Source organism: Paenirhizobium selenitireducens ATCC BAA-1503 (genome assembly GCF_000518785.1).
GTDB classification, from domain to species: domain Bacteria; phylum Pseudomonadota; class Alphaproteobacteria; order Rhizobiales; family Rhizobiaceae; genus Allorhizobium; species Allorhizobium selenitireducens.
Map to the genome: position 1 here is coordinate 417388 of NZ_JAEG01000001.1, position 25509 is coordinate 442896.

Below are 25509 nucleotides of genomic sequence, written 5' to 3' on the forward strand. Positions count from 1 at the left end.
CACATAGACGATCCTATATGCATGACCGTTGCGCGGCACCGGATGGAACAGGGGAAAGCATGGCACGATCCGCACAGCCGCAACCCTGGGCCTTTTCCGGCCGATCGCTCGCCGCTCTTTATCTGATCCTGACGGCCGGCCCCGTCCTCCTCGCGTCGTTCAGCGGCGGCCTCAACTCGCCGACCGTCTACCCCGTTCTGGCCCGCGCCACCGGTGTCGCGGCGCTGGCGATGTTCATGATGCAGTTCGCCACCTCCGGTCGCTTCGAGGTGATTTCGGGCCGGATCGGCCTCGACCGCACCATGGGTTTTCACCGCCTCGCGGCGGTGGGCGCTCTGTGGATGATCCTGCTGCACGTGGCCTTCTTCTTGTTCAGAGGAAGGGACGGCAGCCTCGACGTGCTCTGGCAGCGCCTGGTGCTGTACATGACCACGCCCGACCTCGCATCCGGCATCGTGGCGGCAGGGCTGGCCGTGATCCTCGTCCTCACCGGCAAGCATCTGCGCGGACGGATCATTCCCTACCAGGCCTGGCGGATCGGTCATGGGCTACTAGCCGTGGCTCTCGTCGCGCTGTCATTGCAGCACGCCTTCACCCATGCGCGCTTCATGGCCGATCCCTTCGGCGCCACCGCCATCCTCGCGGTCGCGCTGCTCGCGCTGTCATCGCTTCTCGTGGTCTATGTCCTGCGGCCGCTCCAGGCTTTCCGCCCCGGCTTCAAGGTCGAATCCGCCCGCTTGCTCAGCCCGACCGTGGCCGAACTGGTGCTGACGACGGACCGGCCGGATCGTTTCTCCTTCGCGGCCGGCCAGTTCGGCTGGCTGACCATCGGCCGGCGCCATACGGTCACCGACAATCCCTTTTCCATCGCCTCGGCCCCGTCCGATCTGCCGCGCCTGCGCTTCCTCATCCGCAATGCCGGCGACATGACGGCTGCCGTGCCTCACTTGGCTCCGGGAATGCCGGTCGGCGTCGACGGGCCGCATGGCAGCTTCACGCTCCACGAGGCCGGCTCCGGGCCTCTGCTGCTGCTGGCCGGCGGCATCGGCATCGCGCCGGTGATGAGCCTCCTGGGCGAACTCGCCGCCGCGCGCGACATTAGACCGATCCGCCTGATCGCCGGCGCGCGCACTCCACGGGATCATGTCGCTCGCGAGGAAATCCCGGCGTTGATGGCCGGGCTGGATTTTCAGGCCATCTTCCTCGCGGATCGTGGCGGCGACGGCGAAAGCTGCGAAATCGGTGCCTGCAGCCCCGATCACATCAGACGGGTGCTCCAGGGGCTGGACCCCGGGGAAACGACAGCCTTTGTCTGCGGTCCGCCGCCGATGATGGAAAGCGCCGTGGCGATCCTGCTCGAAGCCGGTCTGCCGCTCGACGGCATCGTCATGGAACGCTTCGACTTCGACGCCGGCAATGACGCGGTCTGCCATGCGGTCCGTCGGCGCTTCCTCGCCCTCATGGCCACGGTCTTTGCCAGCGTGCTGTCCGTGGCCCTCATCGCCGCCGCCTAGCAGGATCCCGCGCAGCAGGATTTTTGCCGGGCCGGACAAGGCGCAACCCCTTGACGTGCGGGCGCTTCGACAGCAGATAAGGCGACATGAAAGCATCCGACGCCGACATCCTCATGATTCCGGGTTACACCAATTCCGGACCCGATCACTGGCAAACGCGCTGGCAGTCGCGGCTGTCGACCGCGCGCCGCGTCGAACAGGCGGAATGGTCGAAGCCGGTGCGCGAGGACTGGGTTGCCCGCCTGATCGAAGAGGTCAATGCCTCGACCAGGCCGGTGGTGCTGGTCGCCCATTCGCTCGGTGTGCCGACGCTGATCCATGCGGTGCCGCACATCGCCGACAAGGTTGCCGGCGCTTTCCTGGTCGCTCCGCCGGATGTCGCCAATCCGGCGATCCGTCCCAAGCACCTGATGACCTTCGGCCCCTACCCGCGCGAACCGCTGCCCTTTCCGTCGATCACCGTCGCCAGCCGCAATGACCCCTTCGGCACCTACGAGCACGCGGACGACATCGCCAATGCCTGGGGTTCGCTGCTGGTCGATGCGGGCGAGTCGGGCCACATCAACGCGGACTCCGGCCACGGCCCCTGGCCGGAAGGCACCATGGTCTTCGCCCAGTTCCTGAGCCGGCTATAGGGCCGCGGCGCTTTGTCCCACCATGAGACCTTGTCGCCGCCTCTCCATTAAGCCGACCTTAATTCTCGATATCTACCATAGCGCGCAACTCGAAATTGATTTTTCGAAAGAGTAGCCGTTGCGCCAGAGTGTCCAAGCATCCGCATACCCCACAACGACGCGTGGCGACGGACCAGCCGCCTGGCTGGCCCATCTGCCCCTGGCGAGCGCCATGCTCGACGGCAAGGGACGCATCACCTCCGCCAACGCGCTCTTTTGTACGCTCTTTGCCCATGTCAGATCCCTGGAGGGCGCAGTTCTGTCGGCCCTGCTTGCGCCAGAAGACCGGGCCGCCTTTCAGGCCATGCTGGCCGCCGCGCTGGCGGCCACGGGGAGCCTACGCAAGGTGGAGTTCTCCGTGCTGCTGCCGGATGGAACGCGCCGGTGGCTCATTGCCAATGCGGCACCCGTTCCGATCCCCAACCACGGTCCGGCGCTTCTCCTGCAGTTCACCGATGTGACCGCCCTCAAGGACAGCGAGGCGAATCTGGTCGAACGCGAGAGCCGTTGGAACAATGCGCTCGTCGGTTCCTCCTCGGGCGTATGGGACCTGCGCCTCGATACCGGTTCGATGTATTATTCCGACGTCTGGCGGTCGATCCGCGGCCTCGCGCCCGGCGAGCCGCCGCCGAATTCCGAGGAATGGCTTGAACTGCTGCACCCGGACGATCGCGAGCGGGTCCTGCACGCCATCGAGCGCCAGAACGCCGGTGACCCGGCCTATATGACCTTCGACTATCGCGAGCGGCACAAGCTGGGACACTGGATGTGGATCGAATGCCGCGGCGCCTGCGTCGAGTGGAATGACGCCGGCCAGCCGGTGCGCATCATCGGCACCGATACCGACATCACCGGACGAAAGGCATCGGAAGAAGCGCTCAACCGCATGTCGCGCCGTCTCAAACTGGCGCTCGACGTCTCGCGCATCGGCGTGTTCGAGGCCGATTTCACCACCGGCACCGCCGACTGGGACGCAGGCATGCGAACCATCTTCGGCCTCGACGGCGATTCGCATGTTCGCATCGGCGGCGAATGGGAGGAGATGCTTCATCCCGAAGACGCCGACCGCGTGATGAAGAAGGTCGAGCATCACGTCGAAAATCTGCTGCCCTTCTCCGACGAATACAGGGTCGTGCTCGGAGACGGCTCCACCCGCTATATCCGCTCGCGCACCCTGCCCTTCATCGACAGCGACGGGCACCGCAAGATGATCGGCGCGAACTGGGACGTGACGGCCGACCTCGCCCTGCACAAGGAGCTGGAGCGCGCCAAGACACTGGCCGAGGCGCGCAATCGTGATCTGGAGAAAGCCAAGGAGCGGATCGAGCATATCGCGCTCCACGATCACCTGACCGACCTTCCCAACCGCCGCTATCTCGACGAGTTGCTGGAACAGCTTTCGCGAGACGACCGGCGGGGCGCCAACGGCCTTGCGATTCTCCACATCGATCTCGACCGCTTCAAGCAGATCAACGACACGCTCGGCCACAGCGCGGGGGACGCCATGCTGCGTCATGCGGCCCGCATCCTGCGCGAGAACGTCCGCGAAGGGGATTTCGTCGCCCGCATCGGCGGCGACGAGTTCGTCTTCGTGGCCCGCTTCGACGGAAAGCGGCACCGGCTATCGGCGCTCGCCGACCGGCTGATCAACGAGCTGCGCAAACCGGTGACCTATGAGGGGCAGGACTGCCGCTTCGGTGCCAGCATCGGCATCGCCTGCGACGCCAAGGGGCGGACCGATCCGCGCCAGCTGCTGCTCAACGCCGACATCGCCCTCTACCACGCCAAGAACAGCGGCCGCGGCCGCTATGCCTATTTCTCGCTCGACCGCCATGACCGCATGAAGGACAGCCGGCGCCTTGGCGACGAGATCCTTCGCGGGCTCGAACGGGACGAATTCCTGCCCTATTACCAGTTCCAGTTCGACGCCGACACCCTGGACGTCGTCGGCGCCGAAACCCTGGCACGCTGGCGACACCCCGAACGCGGCATCCTGACGCCGGAGACCTTTCTTGCCATAGCCGAGGAGATCGGCGCCGTCGCCGACATCGACGGCCTGATCCTCGAGAGGGCACTGGTCGACCTGAAGCGCTGGAATGAGCACGGCCTGGAGATCCCGAAGATCTCCGTCAACGTCTCCTCCCGCCGGCTGCATGACCCGGCGCTGAAGCACAAGCTCAACGCACTGTCGTTCAAGCCCGGAACCGTTTCCTTCGAGCTGCTGGAATCCATCTTCCTCGACGAGAACGACGAGCAGGCGATGGAAAACCTGCGACATCTGAGAAAGCTCGGGATCGAACTCGAGATCGACGACTTCGGCACCGGCCATGCGTCGATCGTCAGCCTGTTGCGGCTCAGCCCCAGGACGCTGAAGATCGACCGGGAACTGGTTCAGAAGGTGGCCGAATCGCGGGCGCGCCGCAACCTCGTCGGCTCGATCATCGACATCGGCCGGTCGCTCGGCATCCGGGTGGTGGCGGAAGGGGTGGAGACGGCCGGCCATGTGCGCGTGTTGCGCTCGCTCGGCTGCGACGTCCTGCAGGGCTACGGCCTGGCGGTGCCCATGCCGTTCGAGGACACGATCGGCTTCATCAGCCGTCAGGACTGGCGCCGCACAGGCCCCGCATCCTGACCAGGCGCCATCCGGCGCCCGGCTTGTTCAGGCAATTCCCAGCGATTACTCGCCCTGTATCTGGGCGACGGCAACGACCAGCAGTTCCTGCATCTTGGCGCGGATTTCCTCGTCGGTGACGGAAACGCCGCCGGCCTTCAGGTCGCCGCCGACCTTGCGCAGAACGTCTTCGTCGCCGGCTTCGTTGAAGTCGGAGGCGACCACTTCCTTGGCATAGGCATCGATGTCGGCCTTGCCGAGCAGCCCGCCGGCCCACTGGCCGAGCAGCTTGTTGCGCCGTGCCTCGGCCTTGAAACGAAGTTCCTGGTCGTGCGCGAACTTGTTCTCGAATGCCTTTTCGCGATCACTCATGCCGCTCATCTGCGTCTCCCAAAATATGCCGCCACCATGCGGGTTTCGTTCCCCCATTAATCAAAAGGCGGTACAAAGTGCAATGCGAACTTAGTTGATTCCCCAAGCGCGCCTATGCTTTGGACGATTTCAATCGGGGCGACAACTGTTGCATTGTGAAAACCCATCTTTTCCGCTAAGGGACCGCTTCGACAATCCACTTGCGTCCCCATGTGTGACGCCAACAACAGAGAAAAACCAGCCATGAACCGTCGCCGCCGTGTTTACGAAGGCAAGGCCAAGATCCTGTACGAGGGTCCGGAGCCCGGCACGCTGATCCAGTTCTTCAAGGACGATGCAACCGCATTCAACAAGAAGAAGCACGAAGTCATCGACGGAAAGGGCGTTCTCAACAACCGCATTTCCGAATATCTCTTCACGCACCTCAACAAGATCGGCATCCCGACCCACTTCATCCGCCGCATGAACATGCGCGAGCAGTTGATCAAGGAAGTCGAGATGATCCCGCTTGAGATCGTCGTGCGCAACGTCGCCGCCGGCTCGCTCGCCAAGCGCCTGGGCATTGACGAAGGCATCGTCCTGCCGCGCTCGATCATCGAATTCTACTATAAGTCCGATGCGCTCGCCGACCCGATGGTCTCGGAAGAGCATATTACCGCCTTCGGCTGGGCCAATCCGGCCGAGCTCGACGACATCATGGCGCTTGCCATCCGCGTCAACGACTTCCTGTCGGGCCTCTTCCTCGGCATCGGCATCCAGCTCGTGGACTTCAAGATCGAATGCGGCCGCCTCTATGAAGGCGACATGATGCGGATCATCCTCGCCGACGAAATCTCGCCGGACAGCTGCCGGCTGTGGGACGTCGAGACGCACGAAAAGCTCGACAAGGACCGCTTCCGCCAGGATCTCGGCGGCCTGCTCGAAGCCTATCAGGAAGTGGCCAAGCGCCTCGGCATCATCAACGAAAACGAGCCGCTGCGCGGCACCGGCCCGGTGCTGGTAAAGTAACAAGCCCAGGGAGACTTTAAGAGTGATCAAGGCACGCGTGACCGTAACCCTCAAGAACGGCGTTCTCGATCCCCAGGGCAAGGCGATCGAGGGCGCGCTCGGCGCACTCGGCTTCGAAGGCGTCGGCCATGTCCGCCAGGGCAAGGTCTTCGATCTCGAAGTCGAAGGCTCGGACAAGGCCAAGGCCGAAGCCGACCTGAAGGCCATGTGCGAAAAGCTCCTCGCCAACACCGTGATCGAGAACTATACTATCGCCATCGCCTGAAGGTAATGGAGCGGAGCGATGGCCGACCAGACGCAGGAACTGATGTTCGAAATCTTGCGAAAACTGCAAGCTGATATCACGACGATCAAGGAAGGTCAGCGCGATACACGTCAGGACATTGCCTCGCTTCGTAACTACATGCATCTTCTACAAGGCGATTTCAACAATATGCGCGGAACGATGACGCAGGTTCTCGACCGCCTCGATCGTATCGAAAATCGCCTGGAGCTGCGGGAGCTCCAGGAAGCACAAGCAAGGTTTGAGCCCCACCCATGAAATCCGCCGTTCTGCAACTTCCTGGCCTCAACCGCGACCGCGACATGATCGCCGCGCTGACCAAGATTTCGGGCCACGTACCGGTCACCATCTGGCAGACCGAGACGAGCCTTCCGGATGTCGACCTGATCGTCATTCCGGGCGGCTTCTCCTACGGCGACTATCTGCGTTGCGGCGCGATCGCCGCACGAATGCCGGTCATGCAGGCAGTCAAGGCCGCTGCCGAGCGTGGCGTCAAGGTGCTCGGAGTGTGCAACGGCTTCCAGATTCTGCTTGAGGCGGGCCTTTTGCCCGGCGCCCTGATGCGCAACGCCTCGCTGAAGTTCGTGTGCAAGGAAATCAAGCTCGAGGTGGTCAACGCCGAGACCGACTTCACCCGCGCCTATGCCAAGGGCCAGATCATCCGCTGCCCGGTCGCCCATCACGACGGCAACTATTTCGCCGACGCCGAGACGCTGAGTGCGATCGAAGGCAATGGTCAGGTGGTCTTCCGCTATGCGGAGGGAACCAATCCGAACGGCTCGATCAACGACATCGCCGGCGTGATCAACGAGAAGGGCAACGTGCTCGGCATGATGCCCCATCCGGAAAACCTGATCGAAGCGGCCCATGGCGGCAATGACGGGCGGGGCATCTTCGCCTCCGCTCTCGACGTAATCGCCGCTTAACCAGACAAGTGATAGAAGGCCGGGTTCTTAACCGGAAAGCACCCCGCATGCGCCCTGCCCTGAGCCTTCTTCTCCTCTCCTTGCTGGCACTCGCTTCCTGTCAGGCCGAACCGAAGGCGCCGACGGCCCGCGGGCAGTCGGCGCTCGATGTCATGGAGCGCGTAGCCGTCGGAGCCAACAATTGCTGGATCAAGTCCGGCGATCCGGCCTTCAAGGCCTATGCCATGGCGCCGGAACTCAACTCCTTCTCCGGCAAGCCGCGCATTCTCCTGGTGCGCAAGGGTTCGAGCGACATCCGCCCGCTGCTCGTCGTTCAGGCCGACGGCAAGCCCGCACGGCTGGACGCATTTGGCCCGATGATGAGCGAGCCTGTCGCCGGACGTATCGCTTCGGACGTCACGCGCTGGTCCAAGGGATCCAAGACCTGCTGACAGTCCCGGTAATGGGCATGTTTCGCGGCGCATCCAACCAATAGCCCATCGCCATTCACAAATACGTGTGCTAGCGTCTGCCTCGAAATTGCCCGGATTCGAGCTGGATCGACCATGACTTTCAACGACTCCATGCGCCTTGCCTTCGCTGTTACCGCCTTTGCGTTCAGCCCGCTTGTCGCGCGAGACGTCGTGGCGGCTGACTGGTCGATCAAGGAAGTCCGTGCCGGCGTTACCGGATCGATCCAGGCGCGCAGCACCTTCGAGCCGGGCTTCTTCCCCACCGTCGCGCTCTATTTCGACCCGCTCGACCGGGCCAATGCCGCCACCTGGCAGGACGTCATTCTGCGGCCGCGCGTCAACGTCGGCGCATCCGTCAGCAGTGCCGGCGAAGCCAGCCAGATCTTCGCCGGCCTCGCCTGGACCGTCGACATCACCGATCGCTTCTATGTGGAGCTCGGGTTCGGTGGTGCCGCGCACAACGGCGACAACAAGGACGACGGCACCAACGGCCCGAAGCTGGGTTGCACCCTGATGTTCCGCGAATCCGCCGCGGCCGGCTTTCGCCTGACCGACAAGCTCGACATCGTCGCCTCCATCGACCACTCGTCGAATGCCGACCTCTGCGACCCCAATGACGGCATCAGCCACGCCGGCCTTTCGCTCGCCTACAAGTTCTAGAAGTCAAAGGCCCATCCAAGGCGGTGGCCGTTTCGGTCTTGGCACCCATGGCTTGGATCGCCGGCTGGGCTGCGGCCCCGCCGTCTGATCAGAGCATAAGCAACCGCGACTTCTGAACCTCCCGCTCGGCATCGATCCGCGTCAGACCGATATCGCGCAGCTGATCGTCGGTAAGATCGTGCAATGCGAGGCGTCCGGCCCGCTTCATTTGCCAATGGGACAGCCCCCGCCACAGCCGCGCAAGAAACCGCTTCGGGCGCACCGACGGCGTCAGCATGTCGCCCGGAGAACGGAACAGCGTCTCACGGGCATAGCCATCCGGATATATTGTATCAATTGAACTCATATATCGTGCTGAATCAGTCATATTGCACCTGTGTCCGGGAAGATTTTCGATACAATCGCTCTATATTGACCGAATAGGCGTGACAATGTATTGGATTGTCATGATGACAAATTGGCTCCCCGACCTTCAACAAGGCAATGGCCCGATCTATGTGCGCCTCGCCGACCAGATCGAGACGGCGATCACCGGCGGCACCCTGCCGGCAGGCGCGAAGCTGCCGCCGCAGCGCAATCTGGCCTATGACCTCGGCATCACCATCGGCACGGTGAGCCGCGCCTACGCGCTGGTCCACGAGCGGGGGCTGGTCAGCGGCGAAGTGGGGCGCGGCACCTTCGTGCGCGACACGCACGACGCGCCGCCGGAGGCCAATCTCGATCCGGTGACGGCATCCCTCGTCGGCACCCGGGCCATCACGCCGCCGCCGGGCAAGATCCGCTTCGACAGCACCGCGGCACCGGATGTCGGCCAGGGCAGTTATCTGCAGAGCCATATCGCAGCGATCCTCCGCGACCATCCGGCCGACATCGCCAGCTATACGCGCAGCTTCCCCGATCACTGGTTCGCGGCCGGCGCCAAATGGCTGAGCAAGGGAGACTGGGCTCCGGCCCCGCGCGACATCGTGCCGACGCTTGGCGCCCATGCCGGCATCATGGCGGTTATCACCGCCGTGACGTCACCGGGTGACAAGGTCGTGTTCGAGCACCTGACCTATTCGCAGGTGAGCCGCGCCGCGGGACTGGCCGGACGTCGCACCATCCTCGTCGAGAGCGATGCCGGGGGCGTGTTGCCGGAGGATTTCGAACGCGTCTGCGCCCAGCAGCATCCGAAGGTCGCCTTCCTCATGTCGTCGGCGCAGAACCCGACGCTGGCATCCATGTCGCTCGAGCGCCGCCAGGCGATCGTCGACGTGGCGCGGCGCCACAGCGTCTGGCTGATCGAGGACGATCTCTACGGCGCCATGTCGCCGGAGCCCCTTCCCCCGCTCGCCCAGCTCGGGCCCGAGCGCACCTTCATGGTCGGCGGCCTGTCCAAGTCGGTCGCCGCCGGCGTGCGTGGCGGATGGGTGGCCTGCCCGCCGCATTTTGCCCAGCGCGTGCGCATCGCCCACAAGATGATGACCGGCGGAATGCCCTTCCTGCTCGCCGAGCTCTGTGCGCGGCTGGTCCTGTCAGGCGATGCGGCCCGCATCCGGGCGGCCTGCGCCGAAGAGATCGCTGCGCGCGAGGCGCTGGCGCGGGACTATCTTTCAGGTTTCGACTTCGTGTCGAACTCCGCCGTTCCCTTCCTCTGGCTGGCATTGCCCGATCCGTGGCTGTCCGGCACCTTCAAGAACGCAGCCCTTACCGAGGGCGTGCTGATCGACGACGAGGACGAGTTCAAGGCCGGGCGCTCGGAAAAGGTGCTCCACCGGGTCCGTCTGAGTTTCTCGTCGCCGCAGCACCGTGACGAGGTACGCGCCGGTTTCGCCATCGTGCGACGCCTGCTGGAGAACGGCGGCGCCGGTTACGACAGCATCGCCTGAAGACCAGAGGGGCGCTGGCGGCCTGCCTTGCGACAAAGCTTTGGACAGAGCCTGCCGTCAGCCGCATTTTCCTGTCGCACCATTGCCATTCATGCGCTAAAGAAGCGCCCAAACCCCGATTTCCGGCAGGCTATCCAGGACCAGCGATGACGATCCCCAACACGATCCAGATCACCCCCGAACTCGTAGCCTCGCACGGGCTGAAGCCGGACGAATACGAACGGATCCTCGACCTGATCGGCCGCGAACCGACCTTCACCGAACTCGGCATTTTTTCGGCCATGTGGAACGAGCACTGCTCCTACAAGTCGTCGAAGAAATGGCTGAAGACCCTGCCGACCAAGGGACCGCGTGTCATCCAGGGCCCGGGCGAAAATGCCGGCGTCGTCGATATCGATGATGGTGACTGCGTGGTCTTCAAGATGGAAAGCCACAACCACCCGTCCTATATCGAACCCTACCAGGGCGCTGCGACCGGCGTCGGCGGCATCCTGCGCGACGTCTTCACCATGGGCGCCCGCCCGGTCGCCGCCATGAACGCCCTGCGCTTCGGATCGCCTGACCATCCGAAGACCCGCCATCTGGTTTCCGGCGTCGTTGCCGGCGTCGGCGGCTACGGCAATTCCTTCGGCGTGCCGACCGTCGGCGGCGAAGTCGAGTTCGACGCCCGCTACAACGGCAACATCCTCGTCAACGCCTTTGCCGCGGGTCTCGCCAAGTCCAACGCCATCTTCCTCTCGGAAGCCAAGGGCGTCGGCCTGCCGGTCGTCTATCTCGGCGCCAAGACCGGTCGCGACGGCGTCGGCGGCGCGACCATGGCATCGGCCGAATTCGACGAGCAGATCGAGGAAAAGCGTCCGACCGTGCAGGTCGGCGACCCCTTCACCGAAAAGTGCCTGTTGGAAGCCTGCCTCGAACTGATGCAGACCGGCGCCGTCATCGCCATCCAGGACATGGGTGCCGCCGGCCTTACCTGCTCGGCCGTCGAAATGGGCGCCAAGGGCGACCTCGGCATCGAACTCGACCTCGACAAGGTACCGGTGCGCGAAGAGCGCATGACGGCCTATGAAATGATGCTGTCGGAAAGCCAGGAGCGCATGCTCATGGTGCTCGAGCCCTCCAAGGAAGAGGTCGCCAAGGCGATCTTCGTGAAGTGGGGCCTCGACTTCGCCATCGTCGGCCACACCACCGACGACCTGCGTTTCCGCATCATCCACCAGGGCGAGGAAGTCGCCAACCTGCCGATCAAGGATCTCGGCGACCAGGCGCCGGAATACGACCGCCCCTGGGTCGAGCCGAAGACCCCGGCGCCGCTGGCCGAAAACGACGTGCCGCAGGCCGACGTGGCCGATGCGCTGGTCAAGCTGGTCGGCTCGCCGAACAATTCCTCGCGCCGCTGGGTCTATGAACAGTATGACACGCTGATCCAGGGCAATTCGCTGCAGCTGCCGGGCGGCGATGCCGGCGTGGTGCGCGTCGACACCCATCCGAAGAAGGCGCTGGCCTTCTCCTCCGACGTGACGCCGCGCTATGTCGAGGCCGATCCGTTCGAAGGCGGCAAGCAGGCGGTTGCCGAATGCTGGCGCAACATCACCGCGACCGGCGCCCTGCCGCTCGCGGCCACCGACAACCTCAATTTTGGCAATCCGGAAAAGCCGGAAATCATGGGGCAGCTGGTCTTTGCCATCAAGGGCATCGGCGAGGCCTGCAAGGCGCTCGACTTCCCGATCGTCTCGGGCAATGTCTCGCTCTACAATGAAACCAACGGCCAAGCCATCCTGCCGACCCCGACCATTGCCGGCGTCGGGCTGTTGAAGGACTGGGCCAAGATGGCCCGCATCCGCTTTGCCGCCCAGGGAGAAGCCGTGCTTCTCGCCGGCGCGCCGTCGGGCTGGGGCAGCCATCTCGGCCAGTCGGTCTATCTGCGCGACATCCACGGCCGCACCGATGGCCCGGCCCCGCATGTCGATCTCGCCCACGAAAAGAAGGTGGGCGACTTCGTCCGCGGCCTGATCGAGGACGGCCTGGCCACGGCAGTGCACGACTGCTCGTCGGGCGGGCTGGCGCTGGCGGTTGCCGAAATGGCGATGGCCTCGGGCATCGGCGCCACCATCAACGCGCTCAACGACGCCGATCCGATCGCAGTCTTCTATGGTGAGGACCAGGGTCGTTACGTGCTGACCGTCACCCAGAACAATGTCGATGCGGTCCAGATGCGGGCCGAAGCCGCTGGCGTCTTCTGCCCGTGGATCGGCCGCACCGGCGGTAACAATGTCGTGCTGGGCGACTCCCGTCCCGTCGCAATTGAGGAATTGCGTTCGGCGCATGAATCGTGGTTCCCTCGCTACATGGACGGCAGCATCGCCTGAGGCGGTGCTTCGCATACGCAGGAGAAGCAGACATGGCTATGAAACCCGGTGACATCGAAGACCTGATCAAGGCCGGCATCCCCGGCGCGAAGGTGGTCATCCGCGACCTCGCCGGCGATGGCGATCATTATGCGGCCGAAGTCGTGGCCGAGGCGTTTCGCGGCAAGTCGCGTGTTCAGCAGCACCAGATGGTCTATGACGCCCTGAAGGGCAACATGGGCGGCGTGCTGCATGCGCTCGCCCTGCAAACCTCCATTCCGGACTGAAGCGCCAGGAAAACGACAAGGAAGCGTCAGATGGCTGATCTCGTCAAGGAAGTGATCGAAAACGTCGTTCAGGGTGTGCTCAAGGAGATCCTGAAGAAGACCACCGGCCGCGGCACGACGCGTCGCCGCAAGCGGCAGACCCGCTCGGCCACCACCGGCCGTTTCGTCAGGAAGACCAGCCGCCCGCGCAAGCCGGCGAAGAAGCAGGTCAGTCGCCGGCGCACCGCCGCCAATCGCAGCCGTCAGCGGACCCGCTGACCGACGCAGGCCAGTCATGCTTATTTGCGCTCTGGCAAAGACGGCGACTGCTTGCTATTTAGAATGCACAATCGAGACAGCGGCCCTTGAAACCGCATGTGAAAGGATATCCCATGAGCGTCCAAGATTTCATCGCCAATGAAGTGAAGAGCAACGACGTGGTGCTGTTCATGAAGGGAACGCCGCAGTTCCCGCAGTGTGGTTTCTCCGGCCAGGTCGTCCAGATCCTCGACTACGTGGGCGTCGACTACAAGGGCATCAACGTGCTCGCCGACAACGAGATCCGCCAGGGCATCAAGGACTATTCCAACTGGCCGACCATTCCGCAGCTCTACGTCAAGGGCGAATTCGTCGGTGGCTGCGACATCATCCGCGAGATGTTCCAGGCGGGCGAGTTGCAGAAGCATTTCGAGGACCAGGGCGTCGCCGTTCGCGGCGCTGCCTGACCCGATCCGTCATCCGCGTTTAGCGGATTTCGTCATTTACTCACCTTTTTCAAGGCGTTGCCCCAAGCAACGCCTTATCTCTGTTTTGGATATTGAGCCATGTCTACAACGTTACAGCCGGCGCCCGCCAATTTGCGGGGTATGGGCCGGGTCGAATTCATCGCCATGATGGCCTTCCTGATGTCGCTCAACGCGCTGGCCATCGACATCATGCTGCCGGGCCTGCAGGAGATCGGCAAGGCGCTGAACGTGGTCAACGAGAACCACCGTCAGTATGTCGTCTCCGCCTATCTGATCGGCTTCGGCGTCGCCCAGTTGTTCTACGGCCCGATCGCTGACCGATTCGGCCGCCGCCGTCCGATGCTGTTCGGCCTCGGCATCTACATCCTGTCGTCGCTCGCCGTCGTGCTCGTCCCGTCCTTCGCCAGCCTGCTGGTGCTGCGCTTCGTCCAGGGCATCGGTTCGGCGGCGACCCGCGTCATCACCGTGTCGATCGTCCGCGACGTCTACGGCGGCCGGCAGATGGCGGAAGTCATGTCGCTGATCATGATGGTCTTCATGGTCATCCCGGTCATTGCGCCGGGAACCGGCCAGGTCATCATGTTCATGGGCCACTGGCACTGGATCTTCGTCTTCATGGCGGTCTCGGCCATGGTGGTCGGCCTGTGGATGTTCATCCGCCTGCCCGAAACGCTGACGGCCAAGGACGTCCGGCCGTTCACCGTCTCGTCGATCTACCAGGGTTTTCGCATCGTGCTCACCAACCGAATCGCGCTCTGCTACACGATCGCCAGCACCTTCATCTTCGGCGCCCTGTTCGGCTTCATCAATTCGGCCCAGCAGGTCTATGTCGGCATCTACGATCTCGGCGCCTGGTTTGCCGCAGCCTTTGCCGGCGTGGCGCTGTTCATGGCGCTGTCGTCCTTCGTCAACGCCAGGCTGGTCGGCCGGATCGGCATGCGGCGCCTGTCGCATGCCTCGCTTCTCGGCTTCATCGCCATCAACTTCGTCTGGCTGGTGGCGCAGGTGCTCGGGCCCCAGCCCATGCCCTTCCCGCTCTTCATGGTGTTCTTCTCGCTCGCCATGTTCCAGTTCGGCTGGATCGGTTCGAACTTCAACTCGCTCGCCATGGAGCCGCTCGGCCATGTGGCCGGAACGGCCTCGTCCGTGCTGGGCTTCATGGGCACGGTCGGCGGCTCGCTGATCGGCGCAGCAATCGGCCAGGCCTATGACGGCACGGCGCTGCCGATGGTCGCCGGCTATTTCACCGTCTCGGTGATCGGCCTCGTCTTCGTCCTGATCGGCGAGCGCGGCGTGCTGTTTCGCCAGCAGAACAAGCCGGCCTGACGACGGCGGCCAGGACATGAAAAAACGCGCGGGGACCGCAAGTCCCCGCGCCTTTTCTTTTTGACCAAATCTCACGCTCTCAGAGCGTGAAGACCTTTTCACGCAGTTCCTGCCAGCTGTCGCGGTCCGGCGCGAGCAGAAGGCCGCCTTCGAAATTGTGCGGCAGGTAGGGCGAACCGTCGAGGCGGGCGACATGGGCGCCGGCTTCCTGCGAAATCAGCGTGCCGGCCAGGTGATCCCAGGGCATCAGCTTCTTGTACATCAGAAAATGCAGGTGACCGGCGGCAAAGGTGCGGTATTCATGCGCCGAGCAGCGATAGCTGGTGAACAGCCGGACCTCGGCGAGATTGGCGAGGATCTGCCGCTTGGCCGCGGTCTCCATGTAGGTCAGCGCCGCGATGCCGACCATCTGGTCGAGCGGCACGGCGGGCGCGACCGCCACCTGCGCCTGCGACCCGTCCGGGCCGCACATCCACGCGCCGGAGCCCTTTTCGGCGATCAGCCAGTCATTGCCCATCGGATCGTAGATGATGCCGGCGACCGTCTCGCCCTTCGACACCACGCTCAGCATCACGCCGAACAGCGGCAACCCGGCCGCATAGTTGAACGTGCCGTCGATCGGATCGACGATGACCGCGAGATCGGCGTCGGCGATCCTGTCGAGCAGTGCCGGGTCGGCGGCGACCGCCTCCTCGCCAATGAACACGGCGTCGGGCATGGCCTCGGCCACACGCTGGCGGATCAGCTCCTCGGCGGCTTCGTCGGCCTCGGTGACGAGGTCGATGGCCTCTGTCTTCATCCGGACGTCACCGTCGCCGAGCTTGCGGAAGCGCGGCAGGATTTCGATCGCCGCCGCTTCCTGGAGCGCGTTGGCGAGCGCCGCGATGTCGAGTTCGGCCATGGTCAGACGTCCTTTGTCAGAAGAGAGGAAAAGTCGAAGAGCTTCGGATCGAGCAGGTGCGAGGCATCGACATGGCCGAGCGCGCGCAGCATGGCATCCTTGCGGCCCGGCATCTTCGCTTCGATGCCGGCCAGCATCTCCTTCATCGCATTGCGCTGCAGGCCGTCCTGCGAGCCGCACAGATCACAGGGGATGATCGGGAACTCCATGGCGACGGCGAAGCGCGCCAGATCGTCCTCGGCCGCATAGGCAAGGGGCCTGAGCAGCATCAGGTCGCCGTCGTCGTTCAAGAGCTTGGCCGGCATGGCCGAGAGCCGCCCGCCGTGGAAGAAGTTCATGAAGAAGGTCTCGAGAATGTCCTCTCGGTGGTGGCCGAGCACCAGGGCATCGCAGCCCTCCTCGCGCGCCACCCGGTAGAGATTGCCGCGGCGCAGGCGCGAGCAGAGTGAACAATAGGTAGCGCCGGTCGGCATCTTTTCCTTCACCACCGAATAGGTGTCGCGATACTCGATGCGGTGTTTCACCCCGATCGAGGCCAGATAGTCCGGCAGCACATGCTTGGGGAAATTCGGCTGGCCCTGGTCAAGATTGCAGGCGACGAGTTCCACCGGCAAAAGGCCGCGCCATTGCAGGTCGAGCAGTATGGCGAGCAGGCCATAACTATCCTTGCCGCCCGAAAGGCCGACCAGCCAGCGCTTCTGGTCCTTCATCATGTCGAAATCGCTGATTGCCTGGCGCACCTGGCGGATCAGCCGCTTGCGCAGCTTGTTGAAGCCGACCGAGCGCGGCGCATGGGCGAAGACCGGATGCACGCCGGCAGCGTCCGCGGCGAATTCCTCGTCCTCGGCGGACGGGTCGATGATCAGGTCGGCGGACAGGACGGTCATGGCTTCAGGCTCCACGGGCGCAGCGGGCGCGCGCCCTGCCAATGCCCGGTTGACGCGGCAAGATCAAGCCCCGAATACCGACCAGCCGGTGCGCGCCGCCAGCATTTCGAGCGCGACGGAGCCCAGCGCCGAATTGCCGACCTTGTTGAGGCCCGGCGACCAGACGGCGATCGAAGCCTTGCCCGGCGCGATCGCCAGAATGCCGCCGCCGACGCCGCTCTTGCCCGGCAGGCCGACATGGAAGGCGAAATCGCCCGATCCGTCGTAGTGGCCGCAGGTCAGCATCAGCGCATTGATGCGCCGCGCCCGCTTCGGCGAGACGACAGAATAGCCGCTGATCGGGTCATGACCGTGGGCGGCGAGGAAGAGCCCGGCGCGCGACAGTTGCCGGCAGGTCATGGCGATGGCGCACTGGTGGAAATAGACGCCGAGCACATGGTCGACCTCGTGGTGCAGATTGCCGAAGGAGCGCATGAAATTGGCGAGCGCATGATTGCGGAAGCCTGTTTGCGTCTCGGACTTGGCAACCGCGCTGTCGATGCTGATCGTCTCGTCGTCGGCAAGGTAGCGCACGAAGCGCAGCACCTCGCCGATCGCCTCCCTCGGCTTATGGCCGGCCAGCACCATGTCGCAGACGACGATCGCGCCGGCATTGATGAAGGGATTGCGGGGAATGCCGTGCTCCTGCTCGAGCTGCACGATGGAATTGAAGGCGGAACCGGAGGGCTCACGGCCGACGCGTTTCCAGATTGATTCGCCGGCCTTGCCGAGCGCCAGCGTCAGCATGAAGACTTTCGAAACGCTCTGGATGGAAAACGGCGTCGCCGCATCGCCGGCGGTGAAGATCTGGCCGTCGACCGTGGTCAGGGCGATGCCGAACTGGTTGGGGTCGACCTTGGCAAGCTCGGGAATGTAATCGGCGACCTTGCCCTCGCCGCGTCGCTCGGCAAGCGACATTGCGATGTCGTCGATGATCGCCTGAAGGTCCATCCGCTTCCTCTCACAGCCCAGCGCCGTTCGTGCATATTCGCCGCAAAATATTGCAGCGCAAATAGAAAAAGCCGCCCCGAAAGGCGGCTTTCAACAATCCGGTCGCGCAGCGATCAGCGCGAGTAGAATTCGACGACCAGCTGCGGTTCCATGACGACAGCGTAGGGAACGTCGGACAGGCCCGGAACGCGAACGAAGGTGGCAACCATCTTGTTGTGGTCGACTTCGATGTAGTCCGGAACGTCACGCTCGGCGAGCTGGACCGATTCGAGAACGGTGACCAGCTGCTTCGACTTCTGGCGAACTTCGATCACGTCGCCGGCCTTGCAGCGGTACGAGCCGATGTTGACCTTGACGCCGTTGACGGTGACGTGGCCGTGGTTGACGAACTGACGGGCAGCAAAGACCGTCGGGACGAACTTGGCGCGGTAGACGATCGCGTCGAGACGCGATTCGAGCAGACCGATCAGGTTCTCCGAGGTGTCACCCTTGCGGCGGTTGGCTTCGTCGTAGGTGGCGCGGAACTGCTTCTCGCGCAGGTCGCCGTAGTAGCCCTTCAGCTTCTGCTTGGCGCGCAGCTGCACGCCGAAGTCCGAAAGCTTGCCCTTGCGGCGCTGGCCGTGCTGGCCGGGGCCATATTCGCGACGGTTGACCGGGGACTTCGGACGACCCCAGATATTTTCGCCCATGCGGCGGTCGATTTTGTACTTGGATGAAGCGCGCTTGCTCATCGTATTTCCTTTACAACAGGTTACACCAGTCTGTTGCCAGACTGGATCAAGGAAACACGCCCTCCTCTGAACTCCGTTTTGGAAGCTCTGACAGGCCTCTCACATAAAGCGTATGGAAAGTGCCACGGGACATGTCAAAGAAAACACCGGGCGACAGGCCCGGCGTTGGTGGGGTCATTAGCGGCGGATCACGCGAAAGTCAACGGCTTGCGCTTGAACTAATTGCAGCCGGCTCCATTTCGGAGCGACGCAGCACCGGGCCCCTCTGACGCGAGTGCCGGATTCCCGTGATGTCGGAGCTGCGATCATCAACCGTTCCGGCAAAGGAAACCCGCAATGGATTTTCTTTGGACAGACTTCCTGGGGACCGCCGTCTGGATGTGGCTCTCCTTCCTGGCCCTTGTTATCTTTCTACTCGCCCTCGACCTTGGCGTCCTGCATAAAAAGAGTGCCGAGATCGGCATTCGCGAAAGCTTCCTGCTCTCCGCCTTCTACATGTCGCTCGGTCTCGCCTTCGGCGGCTGGGTCTGGTGGCAGTCCGGCCAGCAGGCCGGCATCGAATACCTGACGGGTTTCGTCGTCGAGAAGAGCCTGGCGATGGACAATATCTTCGTCATCGCCATGATCTTCGGCTATTTCGCCATCCCCCGCGCCTATCAGCACCGGGTGCTGCTCTGGGGCATTCTCGGGGTGATCGTCCTGCGCGGCATCATGATCGCCGCCGGCGCCTCGATCGTCGAGAACTACCATTGGGTGCTCTATCTCTTCGCCGCCTTCCTGATCGTCACCGGCATCAAGATGCTGCTGACGGCCGACAAGGAATACGACGTCTCGGGCAATCCCGTGCTGCGCTTCCTGCGCAGGCACCTGCCCGTCACGGAGAAGCTGGAAGGGCATCACTTCTTCGTCCGCCGCGAGGACCTCATGTCCGGACGGATGAGGACCTATGTCACGCCGCTCTTCCTGGCGCTGGTCATGGTCGAACTGGCCGACCTGGTCTTTGCCGTCGACTCCATCCCGGCGGTGTTCGCCATCACCACCGATCCCTTCATCGTCTACACCTCGAACATCTTCGCCATCCTCGGCCTGCGGGCGCTCTATTTCGCGCTGTCGGCGCTCATCCACCGTTTCGCCTATCTGAAATATGCGCTGTCGGTGGTGCTGATCTTCATCGGCGCGAAGATCTTCGTGGCCGACATGCTGGGGCTCGCCAAGATCCCGCCGCTGGTGTCGCTCGGCGTGACGGTGGGCATCCTGGCCGCCGGCATCCTTGGATCGCTCTGGGCGACCCGCAACGAGGGCAAGAATGGCACCAGGGCACTGGAGCAGAAGTAAGGACGAAAGGGCGGTTTTCGAGCCGCCCTTTTTCCCCTCCCCGGCGCTCTTCACCTCCCCGCATATCCGCGACAAAGCATTCACCTCGCCCTCCGGGGCGGCTATAGCTAGGCGACCCCGCAACCGCAGATCGGATTCGCCCATGACCGACACCGTCCTCGACCGCCTTCTTCGCTATGTCGTGATCGACACCCAGTCCGACCCGACCTCGTCGGCACAGCCCTCGACCGAGAAGCAGAAGACCCTCGGCCGGCTGCTGGTCGACGAACTGCTGGCGATCGGCCTTGGCGACGCCCATCTCGACGAGCATGGCAATGTCTATGCGACCCTGCCCGCCAACGTCGAAAAACCGGTGCCCGTCATCTGCTTCTGCTCGCACATGGACACCGCACCCGATTTCACCGGGACCAATGTCAAGCCGCAGATCGTGCGCAACTATGCCGGCGGCGACATCCGCCTGACCGGCGACCCCAACCAGGTCATCCGCCTGGCCAACAATCCGGAACTGAACGACCAAATCGGCCACGACATCGTCACCACCGACGGCACGACGCTGCTCGGCGCCGACGACAAGGCCGGCATCGCCGAGATCATGACCGCCGTGCAAGCCCTCGTCGCCAATCCCGGCATCCCGCACGGCACGGTGAAGGTGCTGTTCACCACCGACGAGGAAATCGGCCGCGGCGCCGACAAGGTCGACCTGAAGAAGCTGGGCGCCGATTTCGGCTATACGCTGGACGGCAGCACGGTCGGCGAGATCGAGGACGAAACCTTTTCCGCCGACGGCGTCGACATCGCCATATCCGGCGTCGCCATCCATCCCGGCACCGCCAAGGGCAAGATGGAGAACGCCATCAAGATCGCCGCCGAAATCGTCGCCCGTCTGCCAAAAGAGCAGGCGCCGGAGACGACGGAAGGCCGCCAGGGCTTCATCCATCCGACCGACATTGCCGGCTCGATGGAAGGCGCGAAGCTCAGCTTCATCATCCGCGACTTCGACGACAAGGGCCTGGCCGAGAAGGAAGCCCTGCTCGAACAGATCACCCGCGACGTCATGACGTCCTTTCCCGGATCGTCCTACACTTTCACGGTCAAGGAGCAGTATCGCAACATGAAGGTCGTGCTCGACCAGCACCCGCAGGTGGTCGATTACCTCATCGAAGCGGTGAAGCGCGTCGGCCTCGACCCGGTCCGCCACAGCATCCGCGGCGGCACGGACGGCTCGCGCCTGTCCTTCATGGGCCTGCCCTGCCCCAACATCTATACCGGCGGCCATGCCTATCACTCGCCGCTCGAATGGGTGAGCCGGCAGGACATGGAAAAGTCGGTCGAGACCATCGTCGAACTGGTGAAGGTCTGGGAGGAAAGGACGACCGCGTGACCGATCCCTTCGACCTCGAACGCTTCGTGGACGCCCAGCAGCCGGTCTATGCGAGGGTTTTGAGCGAACTCCGCAACGGGCATAAGACGAGCCACTGGATGTGGTTCGTCTTTCCGCAGATCGCGGGTCTGGGCGGAAGCCCCAAGGCGATTCGCTACGCCATTGCGTCGCTCGCCGAAGCCCGCGCCTATCTCGACCACCCGGTGCTTGGGCCGCGGCTCAGGGAATGTTGCGAGATCCTTGCGGGGCTGGAAGGCAGAACCGCCGAGGCGATCTTCGGCTACCCGGACGTGCTGAAGCTCCGATCCTCGCTCACGTTCTTTTCCCGCGCGGCGGGCCAGGGCGACAGCGTGTTCGACGCGCTTCTGGCAAAGTACTACGAAGGAAAGGCCGACCCGCAGACGCTGGCGCTGATCGCCTAGCCTTCCACCGCTTACTCCGCCGCCGAGGGAACCTCGCAATCGTCCATGGCATTCGGATCGCCGGGCGCCGTCTCGACCTGCAGGTCCGGGAAGGCGACGATGCGCTTACCGGCGAAGTCGGTATGGACGACGATCAGATTGTGTTCCTCGAAATAGCCGAGCAGACGGCGGGCGCGGCGGGCCGAATGGGTGCCGTAGGCCTTGGCGATGCGCTGGTCGGAGGGGCAGGCCTCGCCGCGGATAGCAGCCCGCGCCATCAGCAGAAAGACGCCCTGCAGGTCGTCGGAGACACGCTGCGACAGGTCGAGCGCCATGGCCCAGCTTTCGCTGCCCGCGGTCTCCTCGTCGACGCCGGAGCGGGTGATCGCCACGCGGCGGCGAAATTCGCCCATGGCCATGGGCGGGCCCGCCACGCGCCGCATGCGGGCGCGCACCAGAAACTCCTGATAGAGAACCGAATCGGTGCGATAAGCAGCCTGCGGATCGGCGAGGATCTCGGCGAGCACATGGGCAAGCTTCTCCTCGCGCTCCTCCAGGGACATTTCCGGCGCCGACGGCCGGCCCTCGACCGGGCCGGCAGGACCGCTCGCCGCCGGGGCTGCCTTCGAAAGTTCGGCGAGGATGTCGGTGGTCGGCCGCGGCGCCGGCGGCGCGCGGCGCACGATCGGCCGGGCGAATTCTTCCGGATCGGGGGTGAAGATCAGGTCCTCGACGTCCTGCGGCGCATCCGGCAGCGGCATCAGCTTCGGGCTCGACGAACGCGCCGAGGTCTCGACCGTGCCGATGACGATCGGCAGCGGGCGGCGCGACAAGGCCGGCCCGAGCGCGACGAAATTGCCGCGCTTCAGGTCGCGGAACATTTCCGCCTGGCGCCGGTCCATGCCGAGCAGGTCGGCGGCGCGCGCCATGTCGATGTCGAGAAAGGTGCGCCCCATGAGGAAGTTCGAGGCTTCGGCCGCGACGTTCTTGGCGAGCTTGGCCAGGCGCTGCGTGGCGATCACGCCGGCAAGCCCGCGCTTTCGGCCACGGCACATCAGGTTGGTCATCGCGCCGAGCGACATCTTGCGCGCGTCTTCCGAGACGTCGCCGCCGACCGAGGGCGCGAACATCTGCGCTTCGTCGACCACCACCAGCACCGGATACCAGTATTCGCGCTCGGCATCGAACATGCCGTTGAGGAAGGCGGCGGCGGCGCGCATCTGCTGCTCGATGTCGAGGCCTTCAAGGGTCAGAACGCAGGAGACGCGGTGCTGGCGGATGCGGTTGGCGATGCCGGCAAGCTCGGCCTCGGTGCGCTCGCCGTCGACCACCAGATGGCCGAACCGGTCAGACAGGGTGACGAAGTCGCCTTCCGGGTCGATGATGACCTGCTGCACCCAAGGCGCCGACTGTTCGAGCAGGCGCCTGAGCAGATGCGATTTGCCCGATCCGGAATTGCCCTGCACGAGAAGACGCGTGGCCAGAAGCTCCTCGATATCGAGCTTGGCCGGCTCCCCGCCCGACAGCGTACCCATATCGATTCCGACCTGCACCAATACCACCTCGTCTGATCACGCGCTCGCCGGACGAACACCTCGCCCCGCGAACCACAGATGCTTTAGCAAATAAACTGCGAATCGGCGTCGGGAAAGACCCGGCATCAACAGGCAATTATGCCTCAGGGACCGACAGACTTCGAGCGCCGGGCACATTTTTCCGCTCTTCGTCGAACCCAATGCCCGTGACGGACCGCCGGACCCGGCATGAGCGGCATGGTTTGCCCCTGAGGGTTTCGGCAAGGCAGGCCGCCGAAGCCCTCAGGTGCATTGTCACAGCCGGATGTCCCAGGCATTGAAGCGTCGCGGACGCCGCCAAGTCTCCTGTGGTGGCAGGCCGATGTCCCGCAGCATGTAGTCGGACAGACCGTGGACCGAATTGGACCTCCGGCGTCGTTTCCACGCGACGTAGACAAGAGCCCGCGCCGATGCCCATACACCGAATTTCCGGCACAGGTCGTCGACCGCTGCCAGGGGGTCATCTGCAATTATAGATTGTTCCTTATACATAGCTTTTCCGTCCCGGCGCAGCGACGCAACCAGGTCCTCTCCATGGAAAACAAGCGTGTGAGACGAGCGGGAAAACGCGGTTACGCGTCTCGACGGTCGATCACATCAGTTCTGCTGAAAATGGCGCCAGACGCCGGGAATCCTGGACGGAAGACCGTTCAGGCGGTGGTTCGCGACCCCGAAGCGCTAAGCGCCGAGAGAAGGAACATGGACCCGCCAGCAAGGCGCATGAATGCAAAATGATGTGTCATCGACGCCTCCTGTGTTTGAACTGCGGATGATCGTAAGTTTGCACAAGACAAAGCATGCGACAAGCCCACAATTGCGGATTGCAGACATAGCCGGATCAAAGTTGCAGATCGGCAACAGGTGACGAGCAGGCAGCCACGACGAAGGCGGCGGCCGAACCGTCCGCCTTCCAGGACGGCAGTCAGGCGCCGAAAGCCGTCAGATCGAAGGTTCGCCGACCGGCGAAACCAGCAGCTTGTCGATGCGCCGCCCGTCAAGGTCGATCACCTCGAAGCGCCAGCCATTGGCCTCGAAGCTCTCACCGAGATCGGGGATGCGCTTCAGCTCGGCGATGACATAGCCGGCAACCGTCGTATAGTCCGGATCGGATTCCACCGGAATGCGGATGCGGTCGACGAACTCGTCGATCGGCGTCCAGCCGGCCACAAGATAGGAACCGTCGTCGCGGCGCACCACGTAGGGCTCTTCGTCCTCATATTCCTGGAACACGCCGGTGATCGCTTCCAGAATGTCTCCGGAGGTGATGATCCCTTCGAAATGTCCGTATTCGTCATAGACGAGCACCATGTGCAGCGGCGTCTTGCGGATCGCCTGGATGATGTCCACGGCACTGGCGAGGTCGGAGACGATCGGCACTTCGCTCAGATGCTCGCGAATGTCGAAGTCGGAGCCGAGCGCGATGGCATCGTAGATGCGCTTGGAGAACAGAACGCCGATGATCTCGTCGGAATCGCCCGAACGAACCGGCAGGCGCGAATGCGCGGCGCTGCGCAGCTTGTCGCGGATTTCCTCCAGCGTGTCGTCGACGTCGAGAACCTCGACGTCACGGCGCGGCGTCATCAGACCGCGCGCGGTACGGTCGGCAAGGCGCATGACGCCGGAGATCATCGCCGATTCTTCATTCTCGATGACGCCGGCACTCTGCGCCTCGGCCAGCACCGACTTGATTTCCTCGTCCGTCACCGTGCCAGCCGAAACGCCCTGCTGGCCAAGCAGCCGCAGCAGCAGGCGTCCGGAATTGTCGAGCAGCCACACCAGGGGTGCGGCGACCTTCGACAGGATCAGCATGGGCGCGCCGACCTTGGCGGCGACCGCTTCCGGATTGCGCAGGGCGATCTGCTTCGGCACGAGTTCGCCGACGATCAGCGACAGATAGGTGATCATCACCACCACCGAGCCGACGCCGAGAGCACTCGCCACATTTTCGGAAAGCCCCTGCTCGGCCAGCCATCCGGCCAGCCGGGCGCCGAGCGTGGCGCCGGAGAAGGCACCGGACAGGACGCCGACCAGCGTGATGCCGATCTGCACCGTCGACAGGAAGCGACCGGGCTCTTCGGCGAGCCTGAGCGCGATGGTCGCACCGCGATTGCCCTGCTCGGAAAGCACCTTGAGGCGCGTCGTGCGCGAGGAGACGACCGCCATCTCGGACATGGCCAAGACCCCATTCAAAATGGTGAGCAGGGCAACGATCAGAATTTCCGTAAACAAAATAAGCTCGAGGCTCCTGTGAACAT

At 63.8% G+C, this 25509-nt stretch carries 26 protein-coding genes; 18 read left to right on the forward strand and 8 right to left on the reverse strand.

The window, feature by feature from the left end; translation table 11 throughout:
- The first annotated feature begins 59 nt into the window (after window positions 1-59).
- The 3 genes from L867_RS0102070 (at window position 60) to L867_RS24345 (ending at window position 4820) form a co-directional block, all read left to right on the forward strand.
- Window positions 60-1514 (forward strand): ferredoxin reductase family protein, encoded by a 1455-nt coding sequence (locus L867_RS0102070; RefSeq protein ID WP_028735341.1) that lies wholly within the window; start codon window positions 60-62, stop codon window positions 1512-1514.
- An 86-nt stretch (window positions 1515-1600) separates the two neighbouring features.
- Complete coding sequence (locus tag L867_RS0102075; RefSeq protein ID WP_028735342.1) at window positions 1601-2149, forward strand: RBBP9/YdeN family alpha/beta hydrolase; 549 nt, start codon at window positions 1601-1603, stop codon at window positions 2147-2149.
- 118 nt (window positions 2150-2267) lie between these two features.
- The gene (locus L867_RS24345; RefSeq protein ID WP_269748256.1) at window positions 2268-4820 is read left to right on the forward strand and encodes a sensor domain-containing protein; all 2553 of its coding nucleotides are present in this window, start codon (window positions 2268-2270) and stop codon (window positions 4818-4820) included.
- 45 nt (window positions 4821-4865) lie between these two features.
- On the opposite strand, the gene L867_RS0102085 is transcribed toward L867_RS24345, so the two are convergent.
- Entirely contained in the window at window positions 4866-5180 is a 315-nt protein-coding gene (locus tag L867_RS0102085) for a DUF1476 domain-containing protein (protein WP_028735343.1), read from the reverse strand.
- Window positions 5181-5414: 234 nt separating this feature from the next.
- On the opposite strand from L867_RS0102085, the gene purC reads away from it, so the two are divergent.
- The 6 genes from purC (at window position 5415) to L867_RS0102115 (ending at window position 8500) form a co-directional block, all read left to right on the forward strand.
- Entirely contained in the window at window positions 5415-6179 is a 765-nt protein-coding gene (gene purC / locus L867_RS0102090; RefSeq protein WP_028735344.1) for a phosphoribosylaminoimidazolesuccinocarboxamide synthase, read from the forward strand.
- A gap of 22 nt (window positions 6180-6201) precedes the next feature.
- Window positions 6202-6444, forward strand: coding sequence for a phosphoribosylformylglycinamidine synthase subunit PurS (gene purS / locus L867_RS0102095; RefSeq protein ID WP_028735345.1), 243 nt, complete (start codon window positions 6202-6204; stop codon window positions 6442-6444).
- 18 nt (window positions 6445-6462) lie between these two features.
- Window positions 6463-6720: a hypothetical protein gene (locus L867_RS0102100; RefSeq protein WP_028735346.1), complete on the forward strand. Its 258-nt coding sequence runs from the start codon at window positions 6463-6465 to the stop codon at window positions 6718-6720.
- Window positions 6717-7388 (forward strand): phosphoribosylformylglycinamidine synthase subunit PurQ, encoded by a 672-nt coding sequence (gene purQ, locus L867_RS0102105; RefSeq protein ID WP_028735347.1) that lies wholly within the window; start codon window positions 6717-6719, stop codon window positions 7386-7388. The genes L867_RS0102100 and purQ overlap by 4 nt, the downstream gene beginning before the upstream one ends.
- Window positions 7389-7435: 47 nt before the next feature.
- Complete coding sequence (locus L867_RS0102110) at window positions 7436-7819, forward strand: hypothetical protein (protein ID WP_028735348.1); 384 nt, start codon at window positions 7436-7438, stop codon at window positions 7817-7819.
- A gap of 114 nt (window positions 7820-7933) precedes the next feature.
- A complete protein-coding gene (locus L867_RS0102115; RefSeq protein ID WP_028735349.1) occupies window positions 7934-8500 on the forward strand; it encodes an acyloxyacyl hydrolase in 567 nt (188 codons plus the stop codon).
- A gap of 88 nt (window positions 8501-8588) precedes the next feature.
- Here the strand turns inward: L867_RS0102115 and L867_RS0102120 are convergent, their stop codons facing one another.
- Complete coding sequence (locus tag L867_RS0102120; RefSeq protein ID WP_028735350.1) at window positions 8589-8867, reverse strand: DUF1127 domain-containing protein; 279 nt, start codon at window positions 8865-8867, stop codon at window positions 8589-8591.
- An 82-nt stretch (window positions 8868-8949) separates the two neighbouring features.
- Between L867_RS0102120 and L867_RS0102125 the strand changes: the two genes are divergently transcribed.
- The 6 genes from L867_RS0102125 to L867_RS0102150 all read left to right on the forward strand — a co-directional run bounded on the left by L867_RS0102125 (window position 8950) and on the right by L867_RS0102150 (window position 15054).
- Window positions 8950-10368, forward strand: coding sequence for an aminotransferase-like domain-containing protein (locus L867_RS0102125; RefSeq protein ID WP_028735351.1), 1419 nt, complete (start codon window positions 8950-8952; stop codon window positions 10366-10368).
- Window positions 10369-10514: 146 nt separating this feature from the next.
- Window positions 10515-12737, forward strand: coding sequence for a phosphoribosylformylglycinamidine synthase subunit PurL (gene purL, locus L867_RS0102130; protein WP_028735352.1), 2223 nt, complete (start codon window positions 10515-10517; stop codon window positions 12735-12737).
- 32 nt (window positions 12738-12769) lie between these two features.
- Window positions 12770-13003: a BolA/IbaG family iron-sulfur metabolism protein gene (locus L867_RS0102135; protein ID WP_028735353.1), complete on the forward strand. Its 234-nt coding sequence runs from the start codon at window positions 12770-12772 to the stop codon at window positions 13001-13003.
- Between the two features lie 30 nt (window positions 13004-13033).
- Window positions 13034-13261, forward strand: a complete 228-nt coding sequence (locus tag L867_RS0102140; protein ID WP_028735354.1) for a hypothetical protein — start codon at window positions 13034-13036, stop codon at window positions 13259-13261.
- A 113-nt stretch (window positions 13262-13374) separates the two neighbouring features.
- A complete protein-coding gene (gene grxD / locus L867_RS0102145; RefSeq protein WP_028735355.1) occupies window positions 13375-13707 on the forward strand; it encodes a Grx4 family monothiol glutaredoxin in 333 nt (110 codons plus the stop codon).
- Window positions 13708-13848: 141 nt separating this feature from the next.
- Window positions 13849-15054, forward strand: a complete 1206-nt coding sequence (locus L867_RS0102150) for a multidrug effflux MFS transporter (RefSeq protein ID WP_084638420.1) — start codon at window positions 13849-13851, stop codon at window positions 15052-15054.
- 79 nt (window positions 15055-15133) lie between these two features.
- On the opposite strand, the gene L867_RS0102155 is transcribed toward L867_RS0102150, so the two are convergent.
- The 4 genes from L867_RS0102155 to rpsD all read right to left on the reverse strand — a co-directional run bounded on the left by L867_RS0102155 (window position 15134) and on the right by rpsD (window position 18563).
- Complete coding sequence (locus L867_RS0102155; protein ID WP_028735357.1) at window positions 15134-15955, reverse strand: inositol monophosphatase family protein; 822 nt, start codon at window positions 15953-15955, stop codon at window positions 15134-15136.
- 2 nt (window positions 15956-15957) lie between these two features.
- Window positions 15958-16842 carry a tRNA 2-thiocytidine(32) synthetase TtcA gene (gene ttcA, locus L867_RS0102160; RefSeq protein WP_084638421.1) on the reverse strand — a complete coding sequence of 295 codons (885 nt, stop codon included), beginning with the start codon at window positions 16840-16842 and terminating at the stop codon, window positions 15958-15960.
- Window positions 16843-16905: 63 nt separating this feature from the next.
- Entirely contained in the window at window positions 16906-17832 is a 927-nt protein-coding gene (locus L867_RS0102165; protein WP_028735359.1) for a glutaminase, read from the reverse strand.
- A gap of 113 nt (window positions 17833-17945) precedes the next feature.
- On the reverse strand, window positions 17946-18563 hold the full coding sequence (gene rpsD / locus L867_RS0102170; protein WP_028735360.1) for a 30S ribosomal protein S4: 618 nt from the start codon (window positions 18561-18563) through the stop codon (window positions 17946-17948).
- A 336-nt stretch (window positions 18564-18899) separates the two neighbouring features.
- On the opposite strand from rpsD, the gene L867_RS0102175 reads away from it, so the two are divergent.
- The 3 genes from L867_RS0102175 to L867_RS0102185 all read left to right on the forward strand — a co-directional run bounded on the left by L867_RS0102175 (window position 18900) and on the right by L867_RS0102185 (window position 21701).
- Complete coding sequence (locus L867_RS0102175) at window positions 18900-19898, forward strand: TerC family protein (RefSeq protein ID WP_028735361.1); 999 nt, start codon at window positions 18900-18902, stop codon at window positions 19896-19898.
- A 142-nt stretch (window positions 19899-20040) separates the two neighbouring features.
- Window positions 20041-21279, forward strand: a complete 1239-nt coding sequence (pepT, locus tag L867_RS0102180) for a peptidase T (RefSeq protein WP_028735362.1) — start codon at window positions 20041-20043, stop codon at window positions 21277-21279.
- On the forward strand, window positions 21276-21701 hold the full coding sequence (locus tag L867_RS0102185; protein ID WP_028735363.1) for a DUF1810 domain-containing protein: 426 nt from the start codon (window positions 21276-21278) through the stop codon (window positions 21699-21701). Before pepT ends, L867_RS0102185 begins: the two co-directional genes overlap by 4 nt.
- An 11-nt stretch (window positions 21702-21712) precedes the next feature.
- Here the strand turns inward: L867_RS0102185 and L867_RS0102190 are convergent, their stop codons facing one another.
- The gene (locus L867_RS0102190; RefSeq protein ID WP_028735364.1) at window positions 21713-23233 is read right to left on the reverse strand and encodes an ATP-binding protein; all 1521 of its coding nucleotides are present in this window, start codon (window positions 23231-23233) and stop codon (window positions 21713-21715) included.
- A gap of 960 nt (window positions 23234-24193) precedes the next feature.
- Window positions 24194-25483: a hemolysin family protein gene (locus L867_RS0102195; protein ID WP_051438764.1), complete on the reverse strand. Its 1290-nt coding sequence runs from the start codon at window positions 25481-25483 to the stop codon at window positions 24194-24196.
- Window positions 25484-25509 lie beyond the last annotated feature (26 nt).